Annotated in this window: 14 protein-coding genes; 9 read left to right on the forward strand and 5 right to left on the reverse strand. The window is 71.4% G+C overall.

Translation table 11 applies throughout. From position 1 onward, the window contains the following. Positions 1–53 precede the first annotated feature (53 nt). The 5 genes from EAO77_RS11495 to EAO77_RS11515 form a co-directional block, all read right to left on the reverse strand. Complete coding sequence (locus EAO77_RS11495; protein ID WP_147987909.1) at positions 54–1,751, reverse strand: chitinase; 1,698 nt, start codon at positions 1,749–1,751, stop codon at positions 54–56. Between the two features lie 159 nt (positions 1,752–1,910). Continuing rightward, positions 1,911–2,357, reverse strand: coding sequence for a hypothetical protein (locus tag EAO77_RS11500; protein WP_147987910.1), 447 nt, complete (start codon positions 2,355–2,357; stop codon positions 1,911–1,913). A gap of 91 nt (positions 2,358–2,448) precedes the next feature. Beyond that, a complete protein-coding gene (locus EAO77_RS11505) occupies positions 2,449–2,874 on the reverse strand; it encodes a DUF3592 domain-containing protein (RefSeq protein ID WP_147987911.1) in 426 nt (141 codons plus the stop codon). 73 nt (positions 2,875–2,947) lie between these two features. After that, the gene (locus EAO77_RS11510) at positions 2,948–3,559 is read right to left on the reverse strand and encodes a hypothetical protein (protein ID WP_147987912.1); all 612 of its coding nucleotides are present in this window, start codon (positions 3,557–3,559) and stop codon (positions 2,948–2,950) included. A gap of 25 nt (positions 3,560–3,584) precedes the next feature. Further along, positions 3,585–5,084 (reverse strand): hypothetical protein, encoded by a 1,500-nt coding sequence (locus EAO77_RS11515; protein ID WP_261993868.1) that lies wholly within the window; start codon positions 5,082–5,084, stop codon positions 3,585–3,587. A 327-nt stretch (positions 5,085–5,411) separates the two neighbouring features. On the opposite strand from EAO77_RS11515, the gene EAO77_RS11520 reads away from it, so the two are divergent. The 9 genes from EAO77_RS11520 (at position 5,412) to EAO77_RS11560 (ending at position 13,806) form a co-directional block, all read left to right on the forward strand. Then, complete coding sequence (locus tag EAO77_RS11520; protein WP_147987914.1) at positions 5,412–6,296, forward strand: hypothetical protein; 885 nt, start codon at positions 5,412–5,414, stop codon at positions 6,294–6,296. Positions 6,297–6,404: 108 nt separating this feature from the next. Next, positions 6,405–7,127: a Flp pilus assembly protein CpaB gene (gene cpaB / locus EAO77_RS11525; RefSeq protein WP_147987915.1), complete on the forward strand. Its 723-nt coding sequence runs from the start codon at positions 6,405–6,407 to the stop codon at positions 7,125–7,127. Between the two features lie 7 nt (positions 7,128–7,134). Next, complete coding sequence (locus EAO77_RS11530) at positions 7,135–8,394, forward strand: CpaE family protein (protein ID WP_147987916.1); 1,260 nt, start codon at positions 7,135–7,137, stop codon at positions 8,392–8,394. Between the two features lie 3 nt (positions 8,395–8,397). Next, a complete protein-coding gene (locus EAO77_RS11535; protein WP_261993869.1) occupies positions 8,398–8,844 on the forward strand; it encodes a TadE/TadG family type IV pilus assembly protein in 447 nt (148 codons plus the stop codon). A 2-nt stretch (positions 8,845–8,846) separates the two neighbouring features. Continuing rightward, positions 8,847–9,215, forward strand: coding sequence for a TadE/TadG family type IV pilus assembly protein (locus tag EAO77_RS11540; RefSeq protein ID WP_147987917.1), 369 nt, complete (start codon positions 8,847–8,849; stop codon positions 9,213–9,215). 43 nt (positions 9,216–9,258) lie between these two features. Beyond that, on the forward strand, positions 9,259–10,596 hold the full coding sequence (locus EAO77_RS11545) for a CpaF family protein (protein WP_147987918.1): 1,338 nt from the start codon (positions 9,259–9,261) through the stop codon (positions 10,594–10,596). A 7-nt stretch (positions 10,597–10,603) separates the two neighbouring features. Further along, the gene (locus EAO77_RS11550; protein ID WP_147987919.1) at positions 10,604–11,545 is read left to right on the forward strand and encodes a type II secretion system F family protein; all 942 of its coding nucleotides are present in this window, start codon (positions 10,604–10,606) and stop codon (positions 11,543–11,545) included. Positions 11,546–11,558: 13 nt separating this feature from the next. Further along, the gene (locus EAO77_RS11555) at positions 11,559–12,446 is read left to right on the forward strand and encodes a DUF5936 domain-containing protein (RefSeq protein ID WP_147987920.1); all 888 of its coding nucleotides are present in this window, start codon (positions 11,559–11,561) and stop codon (positions 12,444–12,446) included. Between the two features lie 28 nt (positions 12,447–12,474). After that, complete coding sequence (locus tag EAO77_RS11560; protein ID WP_410088391.1) at positions 12,475–13,806, forward strand: sensor histidine kinase; 1,332 nt, start codon at positions 12,475–12,477, stop codon at positions 13,804–13,806. Positions 13,807–13,971: the final 165 nt, after the last annotated feature.

Genomic DNA, 13,971 nt, shown 5'->3' on the forward strand with positions numbered 1-13,971 from the left:
GGCCCGCACCGCCGGGGGAGCGGTGGTGCGGGCCCTCGTCGACCGGTGTGCCGTTACGGCAGGTTGTGCACGTGCGGACCGACCGCGTTGGACCAGGCGTTGCCCGCGGTCGCGTCCCAGTTGGTGGACCAGGTCATCGCGCCGCGCAGGGACGGGTAGGTCCTCGACGGCTTGAAGGCGCCGCAGCCGGTGCCCCGGGCCAGGCAGTCCAGGGCGTTCTTCACGACGGACGGGTCGACGTAGCCGCTGCCGGCGCCGCGCGTCGACGCGGGCACCCCGAGTCCGACCTGGGAGGGGTCGAGACCGCCCTCCAGCTGGATGCAGGCGAGCGCGGTGAGGAAGTCCACCGAGCCCTGCGAGTACACCTTGCCGTCGCAGCCGAGCATCGAACCGCTGTTGTAGTACTGCATGTTGACGACCGTGAGGATGTCCTTCACGGCGAGCGCCAGCTTGAAGTACTCGGTGTTCGTGTTCTGCATGTCGATGGTCTGCGGGGCCATGGTCAGGACCATCGAGGAGCCCGCCTTGGCCGACAGCTGGCGCAGCGCCTTGGTCAGGTAGGTCGAGTTGATGCCGTGCTCCAGGTCGATGTCGACACCGCTGAAGCCGTACTCCTGCATCAGCGCCCAGGCGCTGTTGGCGAAGGCGGTCGCGGAGGCGTCGCTGTTGACGGTGACGTTGCCCTTCTCGCCGCCCACCGAGATGATCACCGACTTGCCGGCGGCCTTCTTGGCGGCGACGTCCGCCTTGAACTCGTCCACGGACCCGTAGCCGACCGCCGGGTCGAGGTTGAAGACGATCTGGCCCGGTGTGGCCGTGGAGTCGGCGAAGGAGACCGCGATGATGTCGTACTGCGCCTGCACGTCACGGAGCTTCTGGACCGTCGCGCCGTTGTTGAAGTTCTGCCAGTAGCCCGTCAGCGCGTGCTTCGGCACCGCCGGGTTGCCCGGGTTGCCGGTGCTCTTGCTGGTCCGGCCGGTGACGGCGGCGGACTTGGCGGACTCGCCCGCCGCGTTGGTCGCGGAGACCTGGAACTGGTACGCGGTGTCGGCGGCGAGCCCGGTCACCGTGGCGGAGGAACCGCTCACGGACTGGACCCTCGTGCCGTCGCGGTACACGTGGTAGCCGGTGGCGCCGGAGACCGCGCCCCAGCTCAGGGCCACGGACGAGGTCGTCACGGTGCCGACCGAGGGGGCGCCCGGGGCCGGGGGCACGACCGGGTCGGGGTCGGTGCCGCCGCCGCCGTCGGGGCCGAAGACGCTCACGTCGTCGACGTGGTAGGCGGGGGTGCCGTACCAGCCGTGGGTGTACACGGTGACCGAGGTGGTGTTCGGGCCGGTGGTGAAGGTGGTGGAGAGCTTCGTCCAGTCGCCGCCGGGCGTCCAGGTGGACACGTCGGTGGTGCCGGTGCCGCTCGCGCCCAGGTAGGCGAGACCGCCCTGGACCCAGGCGCTGGTCGTGTAGGTCGAGTTGGGCTTCACGGTCACGCTCTGGCTGCACCGGGCGTTGTCCATGCCGGCGGGCGTGGCCTTCAGGGCGCCCGCGCCGGTGCGCACGGGGGAGGAGACGGCGGAGCCGCTGCCGGCGGAGCAGGTCCAGTTGCTCAGCCCGGTCTCGAAGCCGGCGTTCTTGACGACGTTGACGTCGGCGGCCTGGGCGGTGCCTGCCGTGCCCAGGAGACACAGTCCGGTGCCGACGGCGAGCGCGACGCCGGCGCCCACCAATCTGCGGGCGGGTGAGGTGCGGTCCACTTGCGTCCTCCGGTGGGGGAGTCGGGGGGTACGGGAGGTTGCCGGAGACCCGGCACCGGGGCTCCCGGAGCCGGGGCACCGAACGGTGGCCACCGTGGAGGTACAAGCTGGTCCAGACCAATTGGGTTGTCAAGACCTCTGGCGCAAGGTGAGGCCCCGTCAGTCCTCCTCCTGGAGACGGTCGGCGGCCCATCCGGCGACACACCCCAGCGCCAGGACGGCACTGGACATCAGCACGCCCTCGGCCGCGAGCTCCGGTCCCTGGAGGGTCAGATTCAGCGCCTGCGCGGCGAGGGGCACCGCGAGCACCGCGAGGAGATGGCGGACCGTCCGGTGGCGGTACGGCGGCCGGTGCAGCCGTCCCGCCGCCCACACGGCCAGCGCCACGCAGAGCGCGTTGGGCAGATGGATCAGCAGCAGACGGCCGGCGAACGACGCCGTCCGGTCCTCCGTGCCGAACTGCTCCCAGACCAGCGTGACCTGCACGTACTCGGTGAAGAGCAGCACGACGATGCCCGCCGCCCACGCCTTCGTCAGCGCGAGGAACCCCGCCCCGCGGCCGTCGTCGTACCGGGCGGGGGCCCCGGGATGGTCGTAGCGCGTCATGTGCCTGCCTTCCTCGTCGTACCTGTGGGGGGAGTCGCCGGCCGCCGTGCGGACGGTGCGCCGGCCCGGCGCGCGGGCCGCCCCGGCCGGCTCACGGCAGCCCGGCGAGGAACGCCGCCGCGCAGCCGGCGGTGACCAGCGCGCAGCCGCCGGCGAACACGGCACCCCGCAGGACCGGCGACCGCCCGCAGGGACCGGCGACGCTCGCCGAACCGCGGGGGTCCTCCGGCCGGTAGCGCACGGTCACGGGGGTCCCGCTGCTCATCGGATACGGGCTGAAGTCCTCGAACTCGACCACCTCGCCGGCCGCCGTGCGGAACGAGAACCAGTGCCGTGCGGTCCCGGCGCGGCGGGGCGCCCCCGGCTCGACGCGCACGCACTCGCCGCCGGTGGTGACGGCACGGCGGCCGGCCCGCAGCAGCCCCGCGAGACGCCGCGCCCAGGCCGCCGTGAGCGCGCCCAGGAGCACGGTCGTCACCCCGAGGAGGAGGTGGCCGTCCGCCGCTTCCGCCGTCATCGGTCCACCCCCGTCCGCGGTCGCCGTGCGCCGCCCCGCCGTCGCTGTCTTCGCCGTGCTGCCGGTGGCCGGGCTACTCGACCGCGATGCTGTCGAGGATCCGCTTCAGGTCCGCGTCGGAGAGCGCGCCCTGCGCCGCGTCCACCCGCACCGCGTACGCCGTGTCCGCGGAGTCGAGCCCCGCGACGATCACGCCGTCGACCCGGGTGCCCTCGGCCGGGGTGCCCGGCTCCCCGGACGACGTGAAGGCGAAGTCGATCCGCCTGGCGTCCCGCACCTTCTCCCCGCCCGCGACCCGTACGTCCCGCTGACCCTCCACCGTCGCGCCGAGCGCGATGCCCGCCTCCGCGCCGATCGCGGCCTGCTCGGCCGTCCGGGCGTTGGTGAAGCCCAGCTGGACGGTGATCGTCGCCACCGTCCGGCCGCCCTCCTCCAGCGTCGCGGCCGCCGCGTTGTACCTGCTCCGCTCACCGGGGCCCTGCTCGGTGAAGGAGGGGGGCCGGGCCACCTCGACGGAGTCCGTCCGCATGACCTGCCACCCCTCGGGCACCGGTGCGCCCGCCGGATCGTTCCCGCACGCGGTGACGAGCAGGGCGAGCGCGGCCAGGTGCGCCGCGAACCCGGCCCGCCGCGCGCCCCGGCGTCCTGCGCCGCCGCCCGTCCGGCTGATGACTGTGCTGCTCATGGTGTGTGCGCTCCCCTCGGCCCGGTCAGTTCGCACAGTAGCTGTACGGCATGTAGTCACGGCTGTTCCCGTGGGGAGCCCCGAGGAACTCGGCGTCGTCCAGGGTCTCCTCCTTCTTCTCGGTCGACACCGAGAAGCCGAGGCTCAGGCCCAGGTTGAGCTCGAAGCCGTACTCGGCCGCCTGGATCTGCCCCGTGTACGTCGTCCGGCTCGACAGGCCCTCGTCGAAGAGCAGCTGCCCGAAGGGGTCGTCGGCGCCCGGCCGGGTCGTGGGCGCCTTGTCGGAGAACATGTACGCGAACGGCGCGCCCCGGTCGCCCCCGCCGTCCAGCCACGCCTGGGCGATCGCCCGCTGCTCGGCGCCCTCGGCACCCGGCTTCAGGACGACCGAGTTGGTGACGACCTCGATCCCGGTCGTCTGGTCGGCGCCCTTCACGCCGCCGCTGCCGCCGCGCTTGTCGTCACCGGACTTCCCGTTGTCCCCGCCCACCTTCGCGCCGTCCTTCGTGGCGCCCTTCTCGACGGTGCGGGTCATGTCGATGCGCAGCAGTTCGCCGGTCTTCTTGTCGTGGGTGACGGTGATCGTGCCCGTCTGCGTCGTGGACGCCGACGCCTCCCCGCTGATCGGCCCCGCCTCGTACCCCACCTTGGTGCCGTACTCGATGGCGGCCGAGTACGTGTAGGACTTGGTGCCCTTGTGGTTGTTGTCGGTCCAGGTGACCTCGGGCGCGAACTTGAAGTTGCCCCCGAGGGTGGCGGAGAGCTTCTTGTCGTCCCCGGCGCCGATCTTGATGCCGCCGGCGGCGCTCGCCTCGAAGCCGACCTTGCCGTAGCTGATGTGCCGGTCGCCGAGCTTCTCCTCGATCCGGTTGCGCAGCTTCTCCTCCTCGGCCATGGGGCCCTTGCCGAAGAGGTACAGCAGGCTGTTCCCGAGTCCGCCGCCGCGCGAGTTGGCGTGCCGGTTGGCGAGTTCGTAGGTCTTCAGGCTCTCGATGTCGTCCCGGAACGCCTGCGCGTCCGCCTCGCTGTCGAAGACCCAGGTGTCGCCGTTGGTCACCTTGATCCCGGCCCCCAGCTCGACCTTGTCCGACCCGAACTTCCCGACCTTCGCCCCGGGCTTCCAGTCCTTCTTCGCGGCGATCGACGCGGCGTCGGTGAACGTCATGGTGACCTGCTTGTCGTTCTCGTCGACCTTCCCGTCGCCGTTGACGTCGGTCTTCGCCTGGAACGTCTGCTGCTGGAAGCCGTACTCCTCACCCCATTCGATGAAGAGCACCTTGGCCTTCGCCCCGGCCTTGTCGCTGAACGACGAGACCTGGCAGAGGGGCGGCTCGTAGTCGGCGTCGGTGCGGGGTGCCGCCCGGTCGTCCGCGGATCCGTCGCAGGCCGCGCCGTCGATCGCGCAGATGATCTTCTGGGTGATGGCGGCACCTATTCCGGAACCCGTCACGGCTCCGACGAGCGTGGCGACGACCACCACGACGCCGAGGTACTCGGTCGCCGTCGCCCCCCGGTCACGTCTCATCGGACGCCCCCTTTCCCAGGTCACACGCATGCTTCGCACACGGAATCGGAATCGGAGCGTACGCACGCGGTCCGGTGCCTGGCGTGGGCCTGAGGACCCAATGGGGGCCCAAACAGCAGAATCGATTGACCGCAATTCAGCGCCATGTGACAGGAGTTGACGAACGACTGTTTTCTCCGTGTTTCCCGGGCCGTGCGGGTCACGGGTTGTCCGCGGGGGGTCTGAAAACTGTTCTCTGCCCCGAAGGACCTGGCTAGAGTGCAGACAGGAGCACGAGCAGTGGAGAAGCGGCGGCCGGATTCCCGGCGGCCGGATCCGAACGGGGAAATGAGCGTGCAGACCGCCATCGCCGTCACCAGCGCTGATCTGGTGCTACCGCCGACGGACCAGCACACGCCGACGGCGGCGCTGCTGCCGTCGCCCGACGCGCAGACGCTCGACGCCGCGCTCGCCGACATGCAGGTCCTGCTGGAGCAGCACGGCTACGCCGTCGTGCTCTACCCCGCTTCCCTGCCGGTGGTCCACGAGCGCAGACTGCACACCGTCCGCTCGGTGCTGGAGACCGACCGCATCGCCCTGCTGAAGGTGGCACTGCCGCCGCTCGGGCTCGCCGTCCTCGTGCGTCAGCTGCGGCAGCTGTCCATCTGCGACTTCAGCGCCGGCATCGTCGCCTCGGCGGCGCGGCTGCTCGCCCACTACATCCACGCCGGAGCCGTGCTCAACTCGGTGGCCCGGCTCGACCGGGTGCCGGTGAGTCTGAAGTCCCATGCCAAGTCCTGGGTCCCCGGAACCCAGTTCGGCGTCATGGCCACGCCGGAACCGGAGCTCGTCCGCATCGGCCACGGCGAGCTGACGGGCCCCCAGTTCGGGCACCAGCTGATGGTGGCCAGGGGACAGCTCCAGAGCGACTGGGTCACCGCCACCCTCGCTCCCGCCTGGCACTGCCAGGCGGTGCACGAGGCGCCGCTGCCCGAGGAATCACCGCGCTGGTGGGGCACGCACAAGATGATCGAATTCGCCGCCTATCTCCCCGACATCACCCTCATCTACCAGCTCGTCTCCTCGGTGAAGAGGGAGAAATGCTCCTGGTGCGGTCTGGAGATCATCGGTGATCGCTGCGGCTTCTGCGCCGCACCGCTCCTCCCCGCGGAGAACCGAACCGGCGTGTCCGGTGTCCTGAACCAGGGAACACCCATGCACCAGGGCTCGTAACCGCCGAACAGCGGTCGGCACGGCCGGTGACGGCGACGCACCGCCGGGGCCCGGCCGACCGAACCGTCCGCCCTCTCGTCCCCACTCCCCAACGAGGTCGTCCCGCTCATGAATTCACGGCAACGTCGCGGTGTCATTCTCCTGCTCCTCTCCGTCCTCTGCGCCTTCGGTGCCTTCGTGGGCGTGCTGTCGGTGATCAGCGATGTGAATTCCAAGGTCGGACCGGAGGTGACGGCCTATCGCATCAAGTCGGACGTCGCCCCCTACACGCAGCTGCAGGCGGATCAGTTCGAGAAGATCAGCATGCCGGAGCGATGGCTGTCGACCAGCGCCGTGACCGACATATCCATGGTCGACGGGAAGATCGCCGTCACCCAGCTGCGCAAGGGCTCGCTCCTCCAGACCGACATGTACGTCAAGCGCCCGGCACTGGAGAACGGCGAGCAGGAGATCGCCATCATGATCGACGCCGCCACCGGCGTCGCCGGCAAGATCACCCCCGGTGACCTGGTCAACATCTTCGCCACCTTCGGCGACGAGGGGCGCGGGGACGAGGGCCAGGTCGCCGAGTCCCGGATCATCGTCCCCAACGCCAAGGTGATCGACGTCGGCAAGCTCACCGCCCTGGAGCCGCGCCGCGACGACCGCGACGCCGTCGCCACCCAGGCCGTCCCCATCACCTTCGCCCTGAACACCCAGGACGCCCAGCGCGTCGCGTACGCGGAGTCCTTCGCCGTCCACGTCCGTCTCGCCCTGATCGCCAAGGGCAGTCCCACCACGCTTCGTCCGGGTGAAGGCAAGTACACCCTCGACGAGGACCGGAACAAGTGAGGGCCGGATGACGACACGCATCCTCCCGGCCGTCGGTGAGGCCGACGCCGCCCGATCCATCACCACGCTGCTCAGCCAGCTCCCGGACGCCGAGCCCGCCGCTCCGGTGGCCGACTCGACCACCCTGCTCGACACACTCGCGCGGCTGGCCGGCGAGTCCCTGGACGAGCTGCCCGAGGTGGTTCTGGTGCACGAACGGATCGGACCGGTGCCGGCGCTGGAGCTGATACGGGAGGTGGCGCTGCGCTTCCCGGCGGTCGGCGTCGTCCTGGTCACCGCCGACGCCGGCCCGGGGCTGTACTCGGCGGCGATGGACTCCGGCGCCCGCGGGCTCGTGGCCCTGCCGCTGTCGTACGAGGAACTCACCCAGCGGGTGCAGGCCGCCGCCTCCTGGTCGCTCGGCGTCCGGCGGCACCTGGGGCACAGCGGCGACGTGTTCACCGGACCCGGCGGCACCGTGCTCACCGTCTCGGGCGCCAAGGGCGGCGTCGGGACCACGCTCGCCGCCGTACAGCTCGCCCTGGCCGCACGCGCGTCGGGCATGACCACGGCCCTGGTGGACATGGACCTCCAGGCGGGCGACGTCGGCTCCTACCTCGACGCGCCGTTCCGGCGCTCGATCGTCGACCTGGCGGGAATCCAGGACATCTCGCCACGGGTCCTGCAGGACGCCGTCTTCAGCCACGACACCGGCATCGGGCTGCTCCTCGCCCCCGGCGAGGGCGAACGCGGCGAGGAGGTCAACGACCGGGCCGTACGCCAGATCGTGAGTGCGCTGCGCACCCGCTACGAGGTCGTGGTCATCGACTGCGGCACGCAGATGAACAGTGCCAACGCGGCCGCCATCGAGATGGCCGACACCACCCTGCTGGTGACGACGCCCGACGTCGTCGCGGTCCGGGCCGCCAAGCGCATGGTCCGGCTCTGGGACCGGCTCCAGATCCGCAAGGCCGAGGAGACGGTCACCCTCGTCAACCGCTTCATCCGCAACACCGAGATCCAGCCCGCCCTCATCGAGCGCATCACCGGCACCCGGGTGGCGAGGACCTCCGTGCCGGCGAACTTCAAGGAGCTCCAGGCGTCCGTCGACGCGGGCCGGATGCAGGACCTGGAGGCCAAGTCGACCGTGAAGCAGGCCCTGTGGGGCCTGGCGGGCGAACTGGGAATCGTGAAGGCGCCCGAAGGCAAGGACCGGGCGGGTAAGTTCCGGGGCGACCGGGGCTCCATCGGCGTACGCCGCCGGCGCGGCGACAAGGGGGAGAGTTGAGCGATGCGCGTGCTGAGCGCACCATCGACGACGGGAACGGCGGTCCTGCGCGCGGACGGTGACACGGGCCGCCGCGCACACCGCGGACGGAGGGACGACCGGGGGCAGGTGGCGGTCGAGTTCCTCGGCATGCTGCCGCTGATCGCGGCCGTCTGCGTCATCCTCTGGCAGTCGGCCCTGCTGGGCTACACCTACATCCTGGCCGGCGACGCGGCCGACTCGGCCGCCCGGGAGGGCGCCGTCGGGCTCGCGAGTCAGGCACAGTGCCAGGCAGCCGCGAGAGAGGACCTCGGCACCTGGCGCGAGGGGTCCTCGGTCTCCTGCGGCTCCGCCGCGGGCGGGCTGTACGAGGCCGAGGTGGAACTGAAGGTCCCGGTGCTCTTCCCGGGGTTCGTCAGCTTCCCCTTCCACGTCACGGGCCACGCCGCCACCGTCGAGGAGGGGTGGTGACCATGTCCGTACGCGGACGCGACCGCGGCCAGGTCTCCCTCGAGTTCACCGGATTCCTCCCGCTGCTGCTCCTGCTCGCGCTCGGCGCCGTCCAGCTCGGCATCGCGGCCTACGCCACGGTCCAGGCCGGCACCGCGGCCCGGGCCGCCGCGCGGGCGGACGGCGACGACGACTGGCGGACCCACAGCGCCCAGGCGGGCCGCGCGTCGGTGAGCGGCTGGCTCACCGACGCGCCCGGGGACTACCTCCACACCTCACGCTCCGGCGGCAAGGAGGTCACCTCGACCGTGCGGATCCGGATCCCGTCCGTCGTCCCCTTCATCGACGACTGGGGGTACGCCGAGCGCAGCTCCACGATGCCCAAGGACTGAGCCGGACCGCACGACCGCTCCGTACAGCTGAGGAGTCACACACATGAGCCTGCGGGCACGCATCACCGCCCCCGAGGACCGCGGGGGCGGGCGGGACGACGGCCATCTGGTCGCCACCTACCGCGCCAAACTCCTCGAGGAGATCGACCTCGCGGAGATGTCCTCGCTCGCCGCCGCGGACCGCCGCGCACGGCTGGAGCGCGTGCTCGGGCACATCATCAGCCGTGAGGGGCCCGTGCTCTCGGCGTCCGAGCGCTCGCAGCTGATCCGGCGCGTGGTGGACGAGGCCCTCGGACTCGGCGTGCTCGAACCGCTGCTGGAGGACGCGTCCATCACCGAGATCATGGTCAACGGCCCCGACCAGATCTTCGTCGAGCGCGGTGGCCGGGTCGAGCTGCTGCCCCTGCGCTTCGCGTCGAACGAGCAGCTGATGCAGACGATCGAGCGCATCGTCTCCACCGTGAACCGCAGGGTCGACGAGTCGAACCCGATGGTGGACGCCCGACTGCCCTCCGGGGAGCGTGTGAACGTCATCATCCCGCCGCTCGCGCTCTCCGGCGCGACCCTGACCATCAGGCGCTTCCCCCGGGCGTTCACGCTGCACGAGATGATCGGCTTCGGCTCGCTCGACGAGCAGATGCTCTTCCTGCTGTCGGCCCTGGTGCAGGCGAAGCTCAACATCATCGTCTCGGGAGCCACGGGCACCGGGAAGACCACGCTGCTCAACGCCCTGTCCGGGCTGATCCCCGAGGGCGAACGCGTCATCACCATCGAGGACTCCGCCGAACTCCAGCTCCAGCAGCAGCACGTGATCCGTCTGGAGTCGCGCCCCGCGAACGTCGAGGGCAAGGGGCAGATCACCATCCGCGATCTGGTGCGCAACTCGCTGCGCATGCGCCCCGACCGCATCGTGGTCGGCGAGGTCCGCGGCGGGGAGACGCTTGACATGCTCCAGGCAATGTCGACGGGTCACGACGGCTCGCTCGCCACCGTCCACGCCAACAGCGCCGAGGACGCCCTCATGCGCCTCCAGACCCTCGCCTCCATGTCCGAGGTGAAGATCCCCTTCGAAGCCCTGCGGGACCAGATCAACAGCGCCGTCGACTGCATCGTCCAGCTCACCCGGCACGCCGACGGCGCGCGGAAGATCAGCGAGATCGCGCTCCTCGACTCGCGGGGCCAGGAACCGTACCGGCTGGCGACCGTGGCCCGGTTCGACGCCCGGCCGATGGGCGCCGACGGGCGGGTGCACGGCACGTTCGGCCACCATCCGCTGCCCCGCCGGCTCGCGGACCGGCTCTTCATGGCGAGCCAGCCCGTCCCGCAGGCCTTCGGCGTCGCCGCGCACCAGGACCAGCTCGCCGTCCGAGAGGCCAGGTAGGCACCCCATGACCAACACCGCTCTGCTGACCATCGCGGGCACCCTTCTGTGCGGCGTCCTCGCGGTGACGGGCGTCCACGCATGGTCCTCCGGGCGCTCCCAGCACCGCGCGCTCCTCGACCGGCTCTCCCAGACCGGGTCCATGGAGGAGTCCGGCGGGCGCAGGCGGCGCTTCGGCGCCGTCGACCGCAGACTCCGCGGCACCTCCCTGGGCCGGCGCATCGAACTGCGGCTCGCGGCGACAGGTCTCGACATCACGCCCGGCGAGTTCTTCGTGTACATGGTCGTCGGCATCGCCGGGCTGTGGATCACCGCGCAGACGGTCTTCGCCTCGTTCTTCGGACCCATCGCCGGCCTGCTCGGGATCTGGGGCGCCTTCGGCTTCCTCAACTGGCAGCGCAACAAGCGGATCGAGAAGTTCATCAACCAGCTGCCCGAACTCTCCCGCATCCTGGCCAACGCCACCCAGGCGGGACTCGCGCTGCGGACCGCCCTGTCGATGGCCGCCGAGGAGCTGGAGGCGCCGGCGGGCGAGGAACTGGGCAGGGTCGCCGACAAGCTGGCCGTCGGCCACTCCGTCGACGACGCCCTCGGCGAACTGGCCGACCGGCTCCCGTCGCGCGAGCTGGTCGTCCTGGTCACCACGCTCGTGCTCTCGAACCGGGCCGGCGGAACCGTCGTCGGCTCCCTGCGCAACCTCACCGAGACGCTGGAGGAGCGCAAGGAGACCCGGCGCGAGGTCCGCACCCAGCTCTCCCAGGTCAACATGACCGCCTACGCCGTCCCCGCGATGGGCCTGGGAGCCCTGCTGCTGCTCGACCGGGTGATGCCCGGCGCCATCGACCGGATGACCAACTCCTTCCTCGGCCAGACGGCGGTGGTCGTCGCCCTCGTCCTGTACGGCCTCGGCGTGTTCGTCATCCGCCGCCTGTCCAAGATCGACGTCTGAGGGAGCCGCCGCCATGACCGGACTGGGCCTCGCGTTCCTGATCGCCCTGTGCGTCGCAGGAGCCTTCCACGGCATACGCATGTACCGCGCCGACGCCAAACTGCCCGGCGACCTCGCCGTCGCCCTGGAGGTCGGCGCCACCCGCACCACCGCCGTCGGCTCCGCCGTCGACCGGCTCGGCATGCGCTACGCGGACTCCGTCCTGCGGATGATGGGACCCGCCCGGGTCAACAAGGTGCGCCGCAGGATCGACCTCGCCGGCAACCCGGGCGGTCTCACCATCGACCGCTACGCGGCGCGGCGTGCCGTGTACGGCGCCCTCGGCTTCCTCGGCGCCTTCGCGATGGTGCTGCGCGGCCAGCCCTTCCTGGCACTGTTCATGATCGCGTTCGGGCTCTTCTGGGTGGAGGTCGGCATCTTCGCGGCCATCCGCCAGCGCAAGGAGCAGATCGAGCGGACCCTCCCCGACTTCCTGGACGTCCTCGCCGTCGTCGTCAGCGCCGGACTCGGGTTCCGGGAGGCGCTGGAGCGCGTCGCCGACAAGTACGAGGGGCCGTGGGCCGACGAACTGCGCATCACCCTGCGCCAGATGGACATGGGCGTCGGCCGCCGCAAGGCGTTCGAGGAACTGCGCAGGCGCAACGACTCCGAGCAGGTCGCCCAGTTCGTCACCGCCCTGCAGCAGGGCGAGGAGCTCGGCGCACCGATCACCGAGACGCTCATCCAGATCGCGAACGACATGCGCCGCACCGACGCCCAGAACGCCCGCCGCCGGGCCTCGAAGGCCGTGCCGAAGGCCACGCTCACCATCACGTCGATCATGGTCCCGGCCACGATGATCCTGCTGGTCGCCGCGTTCGTCTTCGGAGCCGACGCCGACTTCAGCTCGGTGGGGGGCTGACAACCGTGCCAGCGGAGGGGGAACCGCAGTGGCCCTGCACATCGGGAGGATAACGGGAGGTCTCGGGCCCGCCTCGCTGGCCCGCGCGGCCGCCAGCCCCGACACGATGCCGACCCTGGCGATCCAGATCAACGCCCTCCAGGCGCTCTGCCGTCAGGTCTTCGGATTCCGTCTCGCGATGATCGCGGTCGCCTCCCCGCTCGCCCTGGGCTCGGCGCGGCCCGGGCTGCCCACCTACCTGGTCGCCTCCGGCGTGCTCGTCACCTTCATGTTCTCCTACGGGCTGTTCCGCGAGTGGGAACGATGGGGGCCGCTGCTGCTCCGGTACCCGGCGCTGCTCGCCGTGGACGCCCTCTTCGGCTCGCTGCTGCTCGTCACCGCCGGGCCGGACAGCACCCTCGGCTACGTCACCGTCTGCACCCCGCTCCTCGCGGGACTGGTCTACGGATGGCGCGGCGCCGCCTTCTTCGCCTGCCTCCAGGCCCTGATCCTCTTCGCCGTGTACGGAGCGGACGGCGACGCCGTGGCCACCGCGGGCAACGCGCTCCTGCTGCCCGGCTTCTGCGTCGTCGCCGGAGCCGTCGGCGTCACCCTGCGCAATCTGCTGATGCGCTTCGGGACCGCGAGCCAGGCCCTCACCGAGGCCCGCGCCCGGCTCGCCGTCACCGAGGCGATCAGCGGCGAGCGCTCGCGGCTGGCCCGCGAGATGCACGACTCCGTCGCCAAGACCCTGCACGGGCTCGCCCTCGCCGCCGACGGGCTCGCCGCCACGGCCGACCGCATGGACCCGCTCACCGTCAAGCACCAGGCGGAGATCGTGGCCCGCTCCGCCCGGCGCGCGGCCGCCGAGTCCCGCGAACTCCTCGGCGACCTGCGCCGGGACGAGGACCTCCGGTCCGCGGGCGTCGACGTGATCGGTGAACTCCACGCCCAGGCAGAGGACTTCGGACGGCGGACCGGGATCGCCGTCGAGATCCGCCGGCTCGCGGGGCCGCCCGTGCCGCCGGTGCCCCGGGCCGTCGCCCGGCAGATGCTGACCATCGCCACCGAGGCGCTGGAGAACAGCAGCAGGCACGCACACGCGACCACGGTGCGCACCGAGTCGGGGATCGTCGACGGCATGCTGCGCATCAGCGTCGTCGACAACGGCAGCGGCCTGCCGCCCGGCACCACGCTCGAAGGACTCCGCAAGGCCGGTCACTTCGGCCTGGTCGGCATGGTGGAGCGGGCCGCCGGGATCGGCGCCCGCATCCGCATCGGCCGGGGGCGCGCCGCCGCCGGCACCGAAGTACGCCTCGACCTGCCCCTCGCGGCCGTCCTGCCGGCGACGGCCGCACCGCCGGGGCCGCCCGCCGTCTGACACCGCACCCACCGTCCCCACGACGCACCACCCTCTGAGAGGAGGCCGCACGATGCCGGACGAGAGCTCACGCACCTCGGGTCAGCAGTTCATCGCCCCCCATGCCTCGCAGCACACGTCACCCCCCTGCCGAACCCGTGGCCGGTCCGTGCGGTGCCGATCCAG

It is taken from the genome of Streptomyces sp. T39 (assembly GCF_008042045.1).
In the GTDB taxonomy this organism is placed as follows: Bacteria; Actinomycetota; Actinomycetes; order Streptomycetales; family Streptomycetaceae; genus Streptomyces.